General features: G+C 72.0%; 13 protein-coding genes and 1 pseudogene. 10 read left to right on the top strand and 4 right to left on the bottom strand.

What is annotated here, in order from left to right:
- Positions 1-356: 356 nt before the first annotated feature.
- From OG711_RS19815 to OG711_RS19790, 6 genes and pseudogenes are all read left to right on the top strand, one after another.
- Positions 357-1,598 (top strand): annotated as a pseudogene (locus tag OG711_RS19815) (molybdopterin molybdotransferase MoeA); the annotation flags it as partial.
- A complete protein-coding gene (locus OG711_RS19810; RefSeq protein WP_073782748.1) occupies positions 1,586-2,692 on the top strand; it encodes a potassium channel family protein in 1,107 nt (368 codons plus the stop codon). The pseudogene OG711_RS19815 and the gene OG711_RS19810, both read left to right, overlap by 13 nt.
- 59 nt (positions 2,693-2,751) lie before the next feature.
- A complete protein-coding gene (locus tag OG711_RS19805; protein ID WP_073782750.1) occupies positions 2,752-3,729 on the top strand; it encodes an NAD(P)H-quinone oxidoreductase in 978 nt (325 codons plus the stop codon).
- A 469-nt stretch (positions 3,730-4,198) separates the two neighbouring features.
- The gene (locus OG711_RS19800; protein WP_329559944.1) at positions 4,199-5,005 is read left to right on the top strand and encodes a hypothetical protein; all 807 of its coding nucleotides are present in this window, start codon (positions 4,199-4,201) and stop codon (positions 5,003-5,005) included.
- 64 nt (positions 5,006-5,069) lie between these two features.
- On the top strand, positions 5,070-5,639 hold the full coding sequence (locus OG711_RS19795; RefSeq protein WP_073782754.1) for a PadR family transcriptional regulator: 570 nt from the start codon (positions 5,070-5,072) through the stop codon (positions 5,637-5,639).
- 47 nt (positions 5,640-5,686) lie between these two features.
- Positions 5,687-6,223 carry a bacterial proteasome activator family protein gene (locus OG711_RS19790; RefSeq protein WP_073782756.1) on the top strand — a complete coding sequence of 179 codons (537 nt, stop codon included), beginning with the start codon at positions 5,687-5,689 and terminating at the stop codon, positions 6,221-6,223.
- Positions 6,224-6,580: 357 nt separating this feature from the next.
- Here OG711_RS19790 and OG711_RS19785 read toward each other — a convergent pair whose 3' ends face one another.
- Positions 6,581-8,242 (bottom strand): Stk1 family PASTA domain-containing Ser/Thr kinase, encoded by a 1,662-nt coding sequence (locus tag OG711_RS19785; protein ID WP_266509879.1) that lies wholly within the window; start codon positions 8,240-8,242, stop codon positions 6,581-6,583.
- Positions 8,243-8,569: 327 nt separating this feature from the next.
- Between OG711_RS19785 and OG711_RS19780 the strand changes: the two genes are divergently transcribed.
- Positions 8,570-10,294, top strand: a complete 1,725-nt coding sequence (locus tag OG711_RS19780; RefSeq protein ID WP_329559943.1) for a protein kinase domain-containing protein — start codon at positions 8,570-8,572, stop codon at positions 10,292-10,294.
- Between the two features lie 143 nt (positions 10,295-10,437).
- On the opposite strand, the gene OG711_RS19775 is transcribed toward OG711_RS19780, so the two are convergent.
- The gene (locus OG711_RS19775; protein WP_329559942.1) at positions 10,438-10,884 is read right to left on the bottom strand and encodes a pyridoxamine 5'-phosphate oxidase family protein; all 447 of its coding nucleotides are present in this window, start codon (positions 10,882-10,884) and stop codon (positions 10,438-10,440) included.
- A 114-nt stretch (positions 10,885-10,998) separates the two neighbouring features.
- Entirely contained in the window at positions 10,999-11,658 is a 660-nt protein-coding gene (locus OG711_RS19770; RefSeq protein ID WP_073782762.1) for a response regulator, read from the bottom strand.
- Positions 11,659-11,993: 335 nt separating this feature from the next.
- Between OG711_RS19770 and pdhA the strand changes: the two genes are divergently transcribed.
- The 3 genes from pdhA to OG711_RS19755 are packed head-to-tail and all read left to right on the top strand — an operon-like array spanning position 11,994 to position 15,657.
- On the top strand, positions 11,994-13,154 hold the full coding sequence (gene pdhA / locus OG711_RS19765; protein ID WP_073782764.1) for a pyruvate dehydrogenase (acetyl-transferring) E1 component subunit alpha: 1,161 nt from the start codon (positions 11,994-11,996) through the stop codon (positions 13,152-13,154).
- Positions 13,155-13,156: 2 nt separating this feature from the next.
- Positions 13,157-14,137: an alpha-ketoacid dehydrogenase subunit beta gene (locus tag OG711_RS19760; protein WP_073782766.1), complete on the top strand. Its 981-nt coding sequence runs from the start codon at positions 13,157-13,159 to the stop codon at positions 14,135-14,137.
- 20 nt (positions 14,138-14,157) lie between these two features.
- A complete protein-coding gene (locus OG711_RS19755) occupies positions 14,158-15,657 on the top strand; it encodes a dihydrolipoamide acetyltransferase family protein (protein WP_329563921.1) in 1,500 nt (499 codons plus the stop codon).
- Positions 15,658-15,741: 84 nt separating this feature from the next.
- Here the strand turns inward: OG711_RS19755 and OG711_RS19750 are convergent, their stop codons facing one another.
- Complete coding sequence (locus OG711_RS19750; RefSeq protein WP_073782768.1) at positions 15,742-16,593, bottom strand: D-alanyl-D-alanine carboxypeptidase family protein; 852 nt, start codon at positions 16,591-16,593, stop codon at positions 15,742-15,744.
- Between the last annotated feature and the right edge of the window lie 244 nt (positions 16,594-16,837).

The following is a 16,837-nucleotide window of genomic DNA, read 5'->3' as shown; positions in this document are numbered from 1 at the left end:
CGGGCCCGGCCTCGGCCGACGCAGGGCGGGGCGACCCGGACACCGACACCGACACGGACCCGGACACCGACCCGGCCTTCGCCGAGACAGGACCGGTCAGCACCGACAAGGCCCCGACCGGCACCGACACGGGACCGGCCAGCACCGACACCGGACCGGTCAGCACCGAGGCCCCCGCCCCACCGCACTCCGGCCCGCGGCGACCCGCCCGACACCCCGCGCAGGCACCCGCCCGACACACCGGCCGCCGGCACCCGGATCAGCCGCACCCGAATCAGCAGCCCCCCGACCAGCGACATCTCGATCAGCAGCGCCCGGAGCAGGGGCAGCTCGACCAGCGGCACCCCGACCAGCAGCCCCCCGATCAACACCCCGGCCACGTCCCCTGGACCGTCGCGCGGGATCGTGCCGCCGCGGCCGGTGCGGCGGAGCGGCGTACGAGACCCGCGGTGCGCGCCCCGCTGCACACCGCCACGGGAGTGGCCCTCGCGCACCCGCTCACCGCGCTGACGGACCTTCCGTCGTTCGACACCTCGGCCATGGACGGCTGGGCGGTCTCGGGTCCCGCCCCCTGGACCGTCCGCGAGACGGGCGCGGGGGTCCTCGCCGGGACCGCCGGGACCACGCCCTCGCCGCTCACCGACGGCGAGGCGGTACGGATCGCGACCGGTGCCCGGGTCCCCAAGGACGCCACCGCCGTGGTCAGGACGGAACACGCCCACGCCGACCGCCACGGTCAGCTGTATCCGTCGCGCGAGGTCCAGCCCGGCCAGGACATCCGTGCGCGCGGCCAGGAGTGCCGCGAGGGCGATCTGCTGATGCCCGCCGCGACCCTGGTGACCCCCGCCGTGGTGGGCCTCGCCGCCGCCGCGGGCTACGACACGCTGACCGTCGTCCCGCGACCCACCGCGGACATCCTCGTCCTCGGTGACGAACTGCTCGACGAGGGCCTGCCGCACGACGGGCTCATCCGCGACGCGCTCGGCCCGCTGCTGCCCCCCTGGCTGCACGCGCTCGGCGTCGAGGTGACGGCCGTCCGTCATCTCCGCGACGACGCCGCCACGCTCCACGACGCGCTGACCGCGTCCACGGCCGACCTGATCATCAGCACCGGAGGCACCGCCGCGGGCCCCGCCGACCATGTGCGGCCCACCCTCGAACGGCTCGGCGCCGAACTCCTGGTGGACGGGGTGCGGGTGCGTCCCGGTCACCCCATGCTGCTGGCCCGGCTCACCGGCGGACGGCACCCCAGGTACCTCGTCGGGCTGCCCGGCAATCCGCTCGCCGCGGTCTCCGGTCTGCTGACGCTCGCCGAACCGCTGATCCGCGCCTTGGCCGGACGCCCCGCACCGGAGCCGTGCACGGCACCCGTACGGGACGCGGTCACCGGGCACCCGTCCGACACCCGGCTCGTCCCCGTGTCCCTGCGCGGCGACGAGGCCGTACCGCTGCGCTACAGCGGACCGGCGATGCTGCGGGGGATCGCCGCCGCCGACGCGATCGCGGTGGTGCCGCCCGGTGGGGTCCGGGCCGGGCACGAACTGGAGATTCTCGACCTACCCTGGTCACTTTCCGCCGTTGGGGTGTGTTCCACGTGAAACTTCCGGGCCATGACGCGATCGCCCGTCAGGCCGACGAACATCTGGTCACCGGGCGGGTCAAGCTGCCCAAACGCGTCGTCGAGCGTCCGCTGTGGCAGGTCGCCAAGCGGCTGCTGATGGCGCTGCTCGTCCTCGTCGGTACGGCGTTCATCGTGTACTTCGACCGTGAGGGCTACGGAGACAACTCCGACGACTCCGTCGACCTGCTCGACGCGTTCTACTACGCCACCGTCACGCTCTCCACCACGGGCTACGGTGACATCACGCCCGTGAGCGATGGCGCACGGCTCATCAACATCCTTGTCGTCACCCCACTGCGTGTGGTGTTCCTGATCATCCTGGTCGGTACGACCCTGGAAGTGCTCACCGAGCGCACCAGGGAGGAATGGCGCCTGAACCGCTGGAGGTCCAACTTGCGTGATCACACCGTCGTCGTGGGCTTCGGCACCAAGGGGCGTTCCGCGATCCAGACGGTCTGCGCGACCGGGCTGAAGAAGGACCAGGTCGTGATCGTCGACCCCAGCGGCAAGGTCATCGAGGCGGCGACCGCCGAGGGGTTCGTCGGGGTGATCGGCGACGCCACCCGCAGCGATGTGCTGCTGCGGGCCGAGGTCCAGAAGGCACGGCAGATCATCATCGCCACCCAGCGCGACGACACGGCCGTCCTGGTGGCACTCACCGCGCGCCAGCTCAACCGGGCGGCGAAGATCGTCGCCGCGGTTCGTGAGGAGGAGAACGCGCCGCTGCTGCGGCAGTCCGGCGCCGACTCCGTGATCACCAGTGCCAGCGCGGCCGGAAGGCTGCTCGGGCTCTCCGTGCTCAGCCCCAGCGCGGGCATGGTGATGGAGGATCTGATCCAGCAGGGCACGGGCCTCGACATCGTGGAACGACCGGTCATAAAGGCCGAGGTGGGCTTGGGCGCCCGGGAGACCGGGGATCTGGTGGTGAGCGTGGTGCGGGGGCACCGGGTGCTCGGCTACGACGATCCCGCGATCGGGAAACTCCAGTCGACGGACCGTCTGATCACCATCGTCCGCGCCTCGCCGCGCAGCGCTTCGGCCCCTGACACGCGACAACTCCCCCGGGAATGACCGGGTTCCGCCGGGCGCCACGTACCGGCCCGGTGCGGTCGGCGGAGTAGCCTCGCCGCATGCGTGCGATCACCATTGCCGAGGCGGGCGGACCCGAGGTACTGAACTGGGACGAGGTGCCCGATCCCGTACCGGGGGAGGGCGAGGTCCTGGTCGAGGTGGTCGCCTCCGCCGTCAACCGCGCCGATCTGCTCCAGCGTCAGGGCCGCTACGATCCGCCGCCCGGCGCGTCCCCCTATCCCGGGCTTGAGTGTTCGGGCCGGATCGCCGCGCTCGGCCCCGGGGTCGTGGGCTGGTCCGTCGGTGACGAGGTGTGCGCGCTGCTCTCGGGCGGCGGCTACGCGGAGCAGGTCGCGGTGCCCGTCGGGCAGTTGCTGCCCCGGCCCGAGGGGGTCTCCCTGGTGGAGGCCGCCGCGCTGCCCGAGGTGGCGTGCACGGTGTGGTCCAACCTGTTCATGTGCGCGGGGCTGCGGCCCGCGGAGACCGTGCTGATCCATGGCGGGGCCAGCGGGATCGGCACGATGGCGATCCAGCTGGCCAAGGCGGTGGGTGCGACGGTCGCCGTCACCGCGGGCAGCCGGGAGCGGCTGGAGCGCTGTGCCGAGCTGGGCGCGGACATCCTGGTCGACCACCGTGAACAGGACTTCGTGGAGGAGGTCCGCAGGGCGACGGGCGGCGCGGGCGCGGACGTGATCCTCGACATCATCGGGGCGTCGTACCTCGACCGGAACGTACGGGCGCTGGCCATGAACGGGCGGCTGGTCGTCATCGGATTGCAGGGCGGGGCCAAGGCGGAGCTGAACATCGGGGCGCTGCTGGTGAAGCGGGGCACGGTGTCGGCGACCTCCCTGCGGGGGCGGCCCGCGGACGAGAAGGCGGCGATCGTGGCGGCCGTGCGGGAGCATGTGTGGCCGTTGGTCGCGGCGGGGCGGGTGCGGGTGGTCGTCGACCGCGCGGTGCCGATGTGGGACGCGGGGGTGGGGCATTCGGTGCTGGAGGAGGGCGGACATGTGGGGAAGGTGCTGTTGACGGTGTGACCGTCCGGCGCGTGTGACGGTCCGTCCGGTCCGACTGTTCGGCGGGCCTGTCCGTCCGGCGGTCCGACCGTCCGGCGATCGCGGGTCTCGGCTCGCGGGGCGCCTTCGCTTGCGGCGCCGGGGTTTTGCCACCTGGGCCCGCTTGTTCCTGTGCGGGGCGTCCGGGGGTGCGCGGTTCCCCGCGCCCCTTCGGGGCCCTCTGCCCGGTTGCGGCGGTCACGCGGGTGCGGGGCGTCCGTGGTTTTGCGCAGTTCCCCGCGCCCCTTCGGGGGCGCCCTGCCTGGCTGGGGTCGTCACGCGGGTGCGGGTTGCCTCACCGGGAGCCGGGAGCCGGGAGCCGGGAGCCGGGAGCCGGAGGGCTCGGGGGCGAGAGGGCCGGGGCCGGGGGGCGTGGGTGGGGTTCTTTTGGGGGTGTTCGGGGTGCTTGGGTTCGGGGGGTGTGTGAGGCTTGTCACGATGGTCTGGGGGCATGGCCTGGAGGGCGGTCACCGTGGGTTCTTGGGTGTGCGGCACCGGAGCCGCGCGGCTGCTCCTCGGTCTGGCACTGACGGGCCAGGTGGTCCTGCTGCCGGTGGCGGCGGCGGCCCTGCCGGGCAGGCCGTCCACGGCGCCCGGCGCGCACTCCCCCGCACCGCCCCGGCCCGCCCAGCCGTTCCAGCCGGTCAGCGCCGGGCACCCGTCCGGCACCCCGGGGCCACCACGCGGTACCGCCCCGGTCCACCCGGCACCGACCGCCACGGGCCGCCCGCCGTCCGGCACCTCGCCGCCCGGACATCCGCCGACCGGCCCCGCGCCGGTCACCCCGGTCCCGGTGACCCCCGTACCCGTCGCCCCTGTGCCGGCCGTACCGGCGCCCGCGCCGCCCGGCATCCGGATCGAGGTGCCGTGGCCCGGTGAGTCACGGGCCGGGAGCAAACCGGGTGAGGGACGGCCCAGGCCCGGACGGCCCGAGCGCCGCACCGGCCCCCGCGAGAGCGCCGAACCCCGTACGTCGCCGTCGCCCCGGACCTCGCGTCCCCCGCACGTGCCCCGGGAGCCGCTGCCCGACCGCCCCGGCCGGCCGCTGCCGATGTGGACGCCGGACACCGCGCCGGAACCGGACACGCAGGACGACGAGGCCGCCGTCCCCGGGACCGTCGACCACGCGGCGGACGACGTGCCCCCGGCGCCGTCCCGCTCCTACGGCACCCCCCTCGGCATCCTTCCGCTGGGCACCGGACTGGTCCTGGTCGGCCTCGGCCTCGGGTACATGGGCTGGCGGCTGCGCGCCCTGTGACGGGCGCCACGGCGGCGGGGAAGCCTCTGGCGCCCCGCCCCCGGGGCCGGTATCTCTTCCGACTATGTCGATACGCCACGGCCTGCTCGCCCTCCTCGACCGGGGACCGCGCTACGGCTCGCGTCTGCGCTCGGAGTTCGAGGCGCGGACGGGCACGACCTGGCCGCTGAACGTAGGGCAGGTGTACACGACCCTCGGCAGGCTGGAACGGGACGGGCTGGTCGTCCAGAGCGGTACGGACGACGCGGGCCGCACCCTGTACGCGCTGACCGACGAGGGCCGCGCGGAGCTGGCGGACTGGTTCGGACGGCCGGTGGACCGGGTGAGCCCGGCCCGGGACGAGCTGGCCATCAAACTGGCGATGGCCATGGAGACCTCCGTGGTCGACGTGGGGGCGGTGATCGACGCCCAGCGGCGTCATGTGGCGCGGGCGCTGCGCGATCACAACGAGCGGTGGTTCGCGGTCCTCGCGTCGCGGCCCACCCGTCCCGACGAGGTGGCACGGCTGCTGCTCCTGGAACAGCAGGTGTTCCGCGCCGAGGCGGAGGCCCGCTGGCTGGACCACTGCGAGTCCCGGCTGCGGGGGACGGCCGGCCGGGGCGGACCCGCCGGCCGGGGGGTGGATCATGAATGATCGGGGGCACCACTCCGCCGGGCGCCCGGGTGCGAGACAATGGGCCCATGGAGATGCCGAGGAACGAACGGTCGCCCGACAGCCCCCAGGTCCTGGTCGTGGGCCAGGACGGAATGGCACTGGGCGGCGGAGGAGACGAGGACTTCCGCGAGGTGCCGGTGACGGAGATGGTGGAGCAGCCCGCCAAGGTCATGCGCATCGGCAGCATGATCAAGCAGCTTCTGGAGGAGGTGCGGGCGGCACCTCTCGACGAGGCGAGCCGTCAGCGCCTCAAGGAGATCCACTCCAGCTCGGTCAAGGAGCTGGAGGACGGTCTCGCGCCGGAGCTGGTGGACGAGCTGGAGCGGCTGTCGCTGCCGTTCACGGACGAGGCGACACCGAGCGACGCGGAGCTGCGGATCGCGCAGGCGCAGCTCGTGGGGTGGCTGGAGGGGCTTTTCCACGGCATCCAGACCACGTTGTTCGCGCAGCAGATGGCAGCGCGGGCGCAGCTGGAGCAGATGCGGCGGGCGCTTCCGCCGGGTGTCGGGGGCGACGATGAGCAGGTTCACCCGGGTGGCCGTACGGGTGGCCCGTACCTCTGATCCGCCGGGCCCTCCCCGAAGCGTCTGAGCCCCCGGGAGGGCCCTATGCTCTGGGCCTCCCGCGCCCCGGGGTTCCCCCCGGTCCCCGTAGTTCCCCCCCGGTCCCCGTGGTTGTCGCTACGCGGTGCTTGTCGCTGCGCGGGTACGGGCGTGGGTTTCGCGCGGTTCCGCGCGCCCCTGGGGTTCCACCTGTCCCCTACTTGTCCCTGTGCGGGTACGGACGTGGGTGCGCAGTTCCCCGCGCCCCTGGGTTGTCGTTCCTGGGCGTACTTTTTCCTGTGCGGGTCGCTCGTGGGGTGCGCGGTTCCCCGCGCCCCTTTCGGGGCGCCTTCCGTCGGCTGTCCGGCTCTCCGGCCCCTACTGGGGTTTGCCGGTGGAGACGTCCAGTTGGATGGTGGGGGGGTCCTCGGGGTCGAAGTCGGTGCCCGCCCGGGGGAACTGCTTCATCACCGCGCCGTCCCCGTAGGTGTTCTCGGCGACGTCCGTCGTGTCGAACTGCCAGCCCGCCGCCTGGAGGCACTCCTTCACCGAGCCGATGTGCTTCAGCGTGAAGTCGGGCATCTCGACCATGTTCTCGTCGCTGTACGAGGTCTCGGGCTCCGTGCACTCGGTCTCTTCGATGACCTTCGTGGTGTCCGGACCCCGGTACTCGCCACCGGTGTCCGCACTGGCGGACACCGACGGCGAAGCGTTGCCCCCGGCCTCGTCGTCGCCGGGGTCGTTGTTGTTGTTCGTGAAGGTGTAGGCCGCGCCGCCGACGATGGCGATCGCGACGGCGATCGCGACGGCGACCCCCGCCCCGCGGCCCCGCGACCGGCGGCCACCGCCCGGCCCCTGCTGCTGGTGGGGTGCCATGGCGTACGCGGGCGGCGGGGTCGGCGCCTGCTGCGGGACGCCGTACCCGACGGGCGGGGCCGGGGTCCCGTACCCCTGCTGCTGCGGATAGCCGTAACCGGGGGTGGGGGCGTGGTTCGGGCCGGGCGCGGGTGTCGAGGGGCCGTAGGGGCCCGGCTGGTACGGCGTGTGGACGGGACCCGGCGGCGGCGCCGCGGTCCGGTCGACGGGCGGGAAGACGGCCGAGCCGACACCCGACCCGCTCGCCGTCCGGGCGCCGGGCACGATGCTCGGCGCGACCTGCTGGAGCGACTGGGCGACCCGCAGGCACTCGTCCCGCATGGACTCCGCGCTGGGGAACCGCTCGTTGGGGTTCTTCCGCAGCGCCCGGGTGATCAGCGCGTCGACCGCCGGGGGCACCGCCCGGTTGATCGAGGACGCCGAGGCCGCCTCCTCCTGGACATGCGCGTACGCGATGGCCAGTGCGGAGTCCGCCTCGAACGGCAGCCGTCCGGTGACGAGTTGGAACAGCATGATGCCGACGGAGTAGAGGTCCGAACGGGCGTCGACGCCCCGGCCGAGGGCCTGTTCGGGGGAGAGGTACTGCGGGGTGCCGACCACCATGCCGGTCTGCGTCATCGACGTGACCCCGGACTGCATGGCGCGCGCGATGCCGAAGTCCATGACCTTGACGACACCGCGCCGGGTCATCATGACGTTGCCCGGCTTGATGTCCCGGTGGACCAGGCCCATCTCGTGGCTGATCTCCAGCGCCGCCAGCACATCCGCGGTGATCTTCAGCGCCTTGTCGGTGGGCATCGCGCCGAACTGCGCCATGTCCGATTCCAGTACCGAACCGAGCGGCCGGCCCTCGACGTACTCCATGACGATGTACGGCGTGGTGGAGCCGTTCAGCTCGTCCTCGCCGGTGTCGAAGACCGAGACGATATTGGTGTGCGTGAGCTTCGCCACGGACTGCGCCTCGCGGCGGAACCGCTCACGGAACGCGGGCTCCCGGCCCAGTTCGGTGTGCAGCGTCTTGACCGCTACCTGGCGGTCCAGGACGGAGTCGTACGCGAGGTGCACCGAGGCCATGCCGCCCTCGCCGAGCAGATCCCGTAGCTGGTAGCGTCCGCCACCGACCGAACGCCCTGCGTAGCGACCGTGCGCGCCGTCCTGGCTCATGACTTGCGTCCCCCATCGGCCCGGGTGGCTCAGTGCCCGCCCGGCTTCCGCGTTCGGTGATCGATTGCGCTATTACCGGCCAAGTCTGCCGGAGGGTACCGACACGTCAAGTTGGGGGACCCGTTCCGTGACCCTGAGCGGGTGAAGCGTCGCGGAAGCGTTACAGCGTCTCTGTACGACGTACACAGGATTTGCCCCGAAGCGCACGTTAAGGGTTCGATGGCCGGTCCATCTCGGAACGGAGGGGCCGGGGAAGGCTGTAGCGTGGGCCGACGGAGACCGTGACAACCACCGCGCGCACGCGGGCAGAAACGACGGCGAGGACTGATGGCACAGACGCAGCGCGCCCAGGGCCCGTCCGACCCCGAGGCCGGTGGTGGCGGTATGTCTGACGCGCCGGAGCTGTGGGGCAACGGCGGACTGGTCGGGGACGGCCGCTACCGGCTGACGCACCGGCTCGGCCGGGGCGGGATGGCCGAGGTGTTCGCCGCCGAGGACGTCCGGCTCGGCCGGACCGTCGCCGTGAAGCTGCTGCGCTCGGACCTCGCCGAGGACCCGGTGTCCAAGGCCCGCTTCACCCGTGAGGCACAGTCGGTCGCCGGGCTCAACCACCACGCCGTCGTGGCCGTGTACGACTCCGGCGAGGACCAGGTGGGCCGCCAGGTGGTCCCCTACATCGTCATGGAGATCGTCGAGGGCCGCACGATCCGCGATCTGCTGATCAACGCCGAGGCCCCCGGGCCGGAACAGGCGCTGATCATCGTCTCCGGGGTGCTGGAGGCGCTCGCCTACTCCCACGAGCACGGCATCGTGCACCGGGACATCAAGCCCGCGAACGTCATCATCACGCACAACGGCGCCGTGAAGGTCATGGACTTCGGCATCGCGCGCGCCCTGCACGGCGCGCAGTCGACCATGACCCAGACCGGCATGGTCATGGGTACCCCGCAGTACCTCTCCCCGGAGCAGGCGCTCGGCAAGGCCGTCGACCACCGCTCCGACCTGTACGCCACGGGCTGTCTGCTCTACGAACTCCTCGCCCTGCGTCCGCCCTTCACCGGCGAGACCCCGCTGTCGGTGGTCTACCAGCACGTCCAGGACATCCCGGTCCCGCCCTCCGAGGTCTCCGACGGGGTGCCGCCGGAGCTGGACGGCCTGGTCATGCGGGCGCTGGCGAAGGACCCCGACGACCGCTTCCAGACCGCCGAGGAGATGCGCGGCCTGATCCAGTACGGCATCCAGATGCTGTACGAGCAGGGCAGCCACACCGGTACCTGGAACACCGGGCCGGTCGACACCCACGAGGGCGGTCACACCCCCGCGATGGGGATGGGCATGGGGATGGGCGTCGCGGGGACCACCGCGCTGCCGCACCCCGACTCGGGCACCTCGCAGATCCCCCAGCAGATGCCGCAGGGCGCGGGCGGCGGCTACGGCGGGTACGACGACCACGGCTCCGGCGGTCCGGGCCGCGGCCGCAACAAGATGTGGCTGCTGGCCGCCCTCGCGGTCGTCGCCATCGCCGTGGGTATCGCGGTGGCCGTCAGCCAGCTGTCGGGCAAGACCAAGGAACCGGACACCAACAAGCCGCCCTCGGTGACCAAGTCGGACAAGCCGAGCCCCTCCGCCAAGGAGTCCAAGGAGTCGACGCCCAGCCAGGACACCGGTCCGGGCACCGGCGGCGACGACGACGGCGGCGACGACGACACCTGGACCCCGCCGAAGCAGCAGCAGCCCGGCAGCGGCCGTTCGTCCTACTCCCAGCAGCCGGGCGGCGGTCAGCCGACGACCGGTACGTCGCCCACCCCGAGCGGGGACGACACCACCGGGGAACCGACCGGCGCGCCCACCACCGGCGGCGAGACGGACGGCGGCGACACCGGGGAGTCCCCCGGCACCGGCGAGTCCCCCGGCACGGGGGAGTCCCCGGGTGGCAGCGAGGGCGGCTCGGCCGGAAGCGAGGGCGGCGCCGCGGGCAGTGAGGGCGGCGCGGCCGGCAGCGGCAACGGCGGTGCGGGCGACCCGGGCGGCGACGGCGGCACCACCCCCTGATCCCGGCACCAGCACCACCCTCCCGCCCGGGAACCACCGTCCGGTCCCGGCACACCCTCCGGCCTGGGAACCACCGTCCGGCCTCGGAAGCACCCTCCGGTCCCGGCACCACCGCCTGATCCCGTCGCGGCCGGCGGGCCCGGTCAGTCCCCTGCGGGCGGCGCCGGGTCCGCGGTGTGCACGGTGATGAACTGGGGCTCGATCCGCAGATACACCGGGTCGTACGGCTCCCCGTCCATCCGCCCCGGGACCGGACCGAACAGCAGCAGCTCCCCGTCGCTCGGCCGCACGGCCTCGCACACCCCGACGAGCTGCACGGACCACTCGCCCCCGGCCGCGTCCCGCCCGCCGAGGTTGTCCGCGCCGTACGCGACGACACTGCCGACGCACGCCTGGTGATAGCCGGTGCCCCGGTGCATCCGCAGCAGCAGCCGGCCGTCGGCCAGGATGTGGCGCGCGGTGGCGAGGAACGGGAGCGCGCGCATGCTCGTGGCCACCCGCCCGTGACCGGTCCCGGCCAGCAGGGCGTAGGCGCGGGCGGTGTCGCCCGCGGGGTCCGGCGACGCGGAGCTGGGCGTGGGCAGGGGCATACGGTCAATGTCGGCCATCCGCCGCCACCGCGACAGGGAACCCCGGCCCGCACCCCCCGGGCCGAAGGTCCCGAACCCCCGCGAAACCCCCGTGACGGAAGTACCGGGCGGGGGTCAGTCCCGGCGGGCCTGGATGCGTGCCACGTACGCCGCCGCCTGGCTGCGCCGCTCCATCCCGAGCTTGGACAGCAGGCTGGACACATAGTTCTTGATGGTCTTCTCGGCGAGGTGCAGCCGCTCACCGATCACCCGGTTGGTCAGCCCCTCCCCGATCAGATCGAGGATCTTGCGCTCCTGCTCGGTCAGCGACGCCAGCTTCGCGTCGCCCTTGTCCCGGCCGCCGTCCCGCAGCCGCTCCAGCACCCGCCCCGTGGCGACCGGGTCGAGCAGGGACTTCCCGGCGGCGACCTCACGCACCGCCGACAGCAGTTCGTTGCCGCGGATCGCCTTGAGGACATAGCCCGAGGCACCCGCCATGATCGCGTCGAAGAGGGCCTCGTCGTCCGCGAACGACGTCAGCATCAGGCACTTCACGGACTCGTCGGCCGACCGGATCTCCCGGCACACCTCGACACCGCTGCCGTCCGGCAGCCGGACGTCCAGCACGGCCACGTCCGGACGGACCGCCGGGATACGCGCCAGGGCCTCCGCCGCGGTGCCCGCCTCACCGACGACCTCGATGTCGTCCTCGCCGCTCAGCATCTCGTGGACACCGCGGCGGACGACCTCATGGTCGTCGAGAAGAAATACCGTAATTTTTCCCTCTTCGCGCACGCTGTCAGTCTCACACACGATCTCTTCCGCTGCCCGGGGTCCCCGGGATAACGTTCGCCTGTTCCGGCCCCCTGCGGGCACTTGCCCGACGCTGTGACCAGCGAGAGTTCCCGGCCCGCGCGATTTACTTGGAGTTCCAAGGAAAATTGCAGGTCAGGAGGTTTTCGCGGCAAGGCGCGACACTGGGTAACGTGCTTGGTGCAGGGCGCTCGCCGGGGCACCTGTCACGCCTGTTCCCGGCCGACGCACCCACCCCGTGCGCGGGTCTCGGGGTCAGGCGACCGCACTGGCCCGCCCGGCGAACCCGGGCGGCCGGACCGACGGAGGAGCAGCACGTGACCGTGGAGAGCACTGTCACGCGGGGGCCGCGCAAGCGGGCCGCCGCGAAGAAGACCCCGGGCGGCCAGCCCGACCTCGTCCAGCTTCTGACCCCCGAGGGCAAGCGGGTCAGGCCGACCAAGGCGCTCGCCGAGTACGCCGCGTTCGTCGAGGACATCACCCCCGAGGAGCTGCGCGGGCTCTACCGCGACATGGTCCTCACCCGCCGCTTCGACGCCGAGGCGACCTCCCTCCAGCGCCAGGGCGAGCTGGGCCTGTGGGCCTCGCTGCTCGGCCAGGAGGCCGCGCAGATCGGCTCGGGCCGCGCCACCCGCCCGGACGACTACGTGTTCCCCACGTACCGGGAGCACGGCGTCGCCTGGACCCGGGGCGTCGACCCCACACTGCTCCTCGGGATGTTCCGGGGGGTCAACAACGGCGGCTGGGACCCCACCACCAACAACTTCCACCTGTACACGATCGTCATCGGCTCGCAGACCCTGCACGCCACCGGCTACGCCATGGGCATCGCCAAGGACGGCGCGGACTCGGCGGTGATCGCGTACTTCGGTGACGGCGCCTCCAGCCAGGGCGACGTGGCGGAGTCGTTCACCTTCTCGGCGGTCTACAACGCGCCCGTGGTGTTCTTCTGCCAGAACAACCAGTGGGCGATCTCCGAGCCGACCGAGAAGCAGACCCGGGTGCCGCTGTACCAGCGCGCACGCGGCTACGGCTTCCCCGGTGTACGGGTCGACGGCAACGACGTCCTCGCGTGTCTCGCCGTCACCCGCTGGGCGCTGGAGCGCGCCCGCCGGGGCGAGGGGCCGACCCTGGTCGAGGCGTTCACGTACCGGATGGGCGCGCACACCACGTCCGACGACCCCACCCGCTACCGCCACGACGACGAGCGGGCGGCCTGGGAGGCCAAGGACCCGATCATCCGGCTGCGCGCGTACCTGGAGGCCCAGTCGCACGCGGACGAGGCGTTCTTCGCGGAGCTGGAGGCCGAGAGCGAGGCACTCGGCAAGCGGGTGCGTGAGGTGGTGCGGGCCATGCCGGACCCGGAGCATCTGGCCATCTTCGACAACGTGTACGCGGACGGGCACGCGCTCGTCGACGAGGAGCGCGCGCAGTTCGCCGCCTACCAGGCGTCGTTCGCGGACGGGGAGGACAAGTGACCATGGCCGTCAAGAAGCTGCCGATCGCCAAGGCGATCAACGAATCCCTGCGCCGCGCGCTCGACACCGACCCCAAGGTCCTGGTGATGGGCGAGGACGTGGGCAAGCTCGGCGGGGTGTTCCGGGTGACCGACGGACTCCAGAAGGACTTCGGGGAGGAGCGGGTCATCGACACCCCGCTCGCCGAGTCCGGCATCGTCGGCACGGCCATCGGTCTCGCGCTGCGCGGGTACCGCCCGGTGGTGGAGATCCAGTTCGACGGCTTCGTCTTCCCGGCGTACGACCAGATCGTCACGCAGCTCGCGAAGATGCACGCGCGGGCGCTGGGCAAGATCAAGCTGCCGGTCGTCATCCGTATCCCCTACGGCGGCGGCATCGGCGCGGTCGAGCACCACTCGGAGTCGCCGGAGGCCCTGTTCGCGCATGTGGCGGGCCTGAAGGTGGTCTCCCCGTCGAACTCCTCCGACGCGTACTGGATGCTCCAGCAGGCGATCCAGAGCGACGACCCGGTCATCTTCTTCGAGCCCAAGCGGCGCTACTGGGACAAGAGCGAGGTCGACCCCGAGTCGATCCCCGGCCCGCTGCACAAGGCGTCCGTGGTCCGTACGGGCACCGATCTCACGCTGGTCGCGTACGGCCCGATGGTGAAGGTCTGCCTGGAGGCCGCCGCGGCGGCCGAGGAGGAGGGCCGTTCGCTGGAGGTCGTCGATCTGCGGTCCATCTCCCCGATCGACTTCGACACGGTGCAGACGTCCGTGGAGAAGACCCGCCGGCTGGTCGTCGTCCATGAGGCGCCGGTCTTCCTCGGCTCGGGCGCGGAGCTGGCGGCGCGGATCACCGAGCGGTCCTTCTACCACCTGGAGGCCCCCGTCCTGCGGGTCGGCGGCTACCACGCGCCGTATCCCCCGGCGCGGCTGGAGGAGGAGTACCTGCCGGGTCTCGACCGGGTGCTCGACGCCGTCGACCGCTCGCTGGCGTACTGAGGAGGAGGGCTGTGACCACGATGACCCAGGCGTCCGTTTCCGTGCGCGAGTTCAAGATGCCCGATGTGGGCGAGGGCCTGACCGAGGCCGAGATCCTCACCTGGTACGTGAAGGTCGGCGACACCGTCTCCGACGGACAGGTCGTGTGCGAGGTCGAGACCGCCAAGGCGGCCGTCGAGCTGCCGATCCCGTTCGACGGGGTGGTGGCCGAACTGCGGTTCCCCGCGGGCACCACCGTGGACGTGGGGCAGGTGATCATCACCGTGGACGTGGGCGGTGGCGGCACCCTCGCCCAGGCCGCCCCCGCCCCGGAGGCCCCCGAGGCCCCGGCGTCCACCCCGGCCGCCCCCGAGGCCCCCGCTGCTCCCACCGGGGAGAAGCCCGCGCCCCAGGGCCGTACGCCGGTGCTGGTCGGGTACGGCGTGGCCGAGAGCTCGACCCGCCGCAGGCCGCGCAAGCAGGACCCGGCGGCGCAGGCCCCGGCACCGGCGCCCGCTCCCGTGGTGGCCGAGGCACCCGCCCCCGCGCCCGCCCCGGCTCCCGCCGCGAACGGCGCGCGGCCGCTCGCCAAGCCGCCCGTCCGCAAGCTGGCCAAGGACCTCGGGGTCGATCTCGCGGTGGTGACACCGAGCGGTCCCGGCGGGATCGTCACCCGGGAGGACGTCCACGCGGCGGCCGGACCCGGGACCGCGAACGGTGCCGTGTCCGCCCCGGCCGCGGAGCCGTCGGACGGGGCCCGGCAGGCACCGGCGCCCCAGCCCGAGGCGGAGACCCAGGAGCACGTACAGCCGCAGGCGCCCGTGTCCGGGGCGCGGGAGACCCGGATCCCGGTCAAGGGGGTCCGCAAGGCGACCGCGCAGGCCATGGTCGGTTCGGCGTTCACCGCCCCGCATGTCACCGAGTTCGTCACCGTCGACGTGACGCGCACGATGAAGCTGGTGGAGGAGCTCAAGCGGGACGCCGACAGCTACGGTCTCGCGGGGCTGCGGGTGAATCCGCTGCTGCTGATCGCCCGTGCGCTGCTGGTCGCGATCAAGCGCAACCCGGAGGTCAACGCGGCGTGGGACGAGGCGAACCAGGAGATCGTGCGCAAGCACTACGTGAACCTGGGCATCGCCGCCGCCACCCCGCGCGGACTGCTCGTCCCGAACATCAAGGACGCGCACGAGAAGTCTTTGCCGCAGCTGGCGAAGGACCTGGCCGAACTGGTCGCCACGGCACGTGAGGGCAAGACCTCACCCGCCGCGATGCAGGGGGGCACGGTCACCATCACCAATGTCGGGGTCTTCGGCGTCGACACGGGCACCCCCATCCTGAACCCGGGGGAGTCCGCGATCCTCGCCGTCGGCGCGATCAAGCTCCAGCCCTGGGTGCACAAGGGCAAGGTGAAGCCCCGCCAGGTCACCACCCTCGCCCTCTCCTTCGACCACCGGCTGGTCGACGGCGAGCTGGGCTCCCGGGTGCTCGCCGATCTGGCGGCGGTTCTGGAACAGCCCAAGAGGTTCATCGCCTGGGCGTGATCCCCGGTGCGGTACGAGAAGGGGCCGTTCCCCGGCCGGTGGTGAAACCGGCCGGGGCACGGCCCCGTTCCGTCTGCGGTCGCGTCAGCGCTTGAACGCGTAGTCCATCAGCTTCTTGGCCTCCGCGTTGCGGTTGGCCTCGGAGGAGGACGCCAGGACGGTGCCGATCACCGTCTTGCCGCCGCGGGTCGCGGCGAAGACCAGGCAGTACTTGGCCTGGGGGCCCGAGCCGGTCTTGATGCCGATGGCGCCCGGGTAGGTCCCGAGCAGCTTGTTGGTGTTCTTCCAGTTCATGTAGCGGTAGCCACCGCTGCGCGTGGTGACCTTCTGCTTGGTGGTCTTCGACTTCACGATGGTCCGGAACGTGGAGTTCTTCATCGTGTTGCTCGCGAGCTTGGTCAGATCGTTCGGCGTCGAGTAATTGCTTCCGTTGCTGATGCCGTCGAACGAGTCGAACTTGGTGTTGCGCAGACCGAGGGTCCGCGCGGTGCTGTTCATCTGGCCGATGAACGACTTGACGCGGGCGTCGCGCGTCGAACCCTTGCCGAACTTGTCCGCCAGCGCGTAGGCCGCGTCACAGCCGGACGGCAGCATCAGCCCGTACAGCAGCTGACGGACCGTCACCTTGTCGTTGACGAACAGCCCTGCCGACGAGGCGCCCTTCGACACGATGTAGTCGCTGTACGCCTTCTGGATCGTCACCTTGGAGTCGAGGTTCAGATTCCGCTGCGACAGCACCACCTTGGCGGTCATGATCTTCGTGGTGGAGCCCGTGGACAGCTTGGTGCCCCCGGCCTTGCTGTAAAGAGTGCGCCCCGTCGCGTTGTTCATCACATAGCCGCCCTTGGCCGTGATGGCCGGCGGTGCCGGGGAAGCGGCCTGGGCCGAGGTGGCGGTCACGCCTCCGGCGAGCATCGCGCCCGCCGTGAGTGTCACGGTAACGGCCGAAGCGCGACGAATGCCCTTGATGCCAGTACTCAACTTGAATGCTCCAAACGCCCCTGGAAATACGTATATCCGTGCGGCGACAGGAAGATGCCGCACTTGCTGAAGACTCTTGGGGCGGGGTGATGGATGCATGGAAAAGGTAAAGGAATCCCCTGTGTTCGCGGAGAATCCTCCACCCGGTCTCTTTGTCGCCATATCCCCGCCCTATCCCCGGCCGATCCCATGATTTACC

Source organism: Streptomyces uncialis (genome assembly GCF_036250755.1).
Lineage (GTDB): Bacteria > Actinomycetota > Actinomycetes > Streptomycetales > Streptomycetaceae > Streptomyces > Streptomyces uncialis.
This window is presented reverse-complemented; position numbering and strand designations above follow the sequence as displayed.